At 45.9% G+C, this 619-nt stretch carries 1 pseudogene; it reads left to right on the top strand.

The annotated features are described in order from the left end of the window. A pseudogene (locus GKZ88_RS22400) lies at nucleotides 1-619 on the top strand (secretion protein); the annotation flags it as partial.

The raw sequence follows: 619 nt of genomic DNA, 5'->3' as shown, positions 1-619 counted from the left end.
GGTCAGTAAACTCGGCTAATTATACAGCAGGCGGAACCTATACAGTTGCCAACAATGGCTGTACGGCAGATCAGGAATTGCAATTGACAGTAACTCCAAAACCGGCAAAAGTAATCACGACAGCGACTATCTGTTCGGGAGCTACTTACACATGGTCAGCAAACTCGGCTAATTATACAGCAAGCGGAACTTACACAGTTGCAAATAATGGCTGTACAGCCGATCAGGAACTGCAGTTGACAGTTACTCCAAAACCGGCAAAAGTGATCACGACAGCGACTATCTGCTCTGGTGATACTTACACATGGTCAGTAAACTCGGCTAATTATACAGCAGGCGGAACCTATACAGTTGCCAACAATGGCTGTACGGCAGATCAGGAACTGCACTTGACAGTAACTCCGAAACCTGCAAAAGTAATCACGACAGCAACAATCTGCTCTGGTGATACTTACACATGGTCAGTAAATTCAACAGCCTATACAGCAGGCGGAACCTATACAGTTGCAAACAACGGCTGTACGGCAGATCAGGAACTGCAGTTGACAGTAACTCCGAAACCTGCAAAAGTAATCACGACAGCAACAATCTGCTCTGGTGATACTTACACATGGTCAGT

Source organism: Flavobacterium sp. LC2016-01 (assembly GCF_009711135.1).
Lineage (GTDB): Bacteria > Bacteroidota > Bacteroidia > Flavobacteriales > Flavobacteriaceae > Flavobacterium.
Note: the sequence above shows the minus strand (reverse complement) of the source record. Positions and strands in the feature narration are given on the sequence as shown.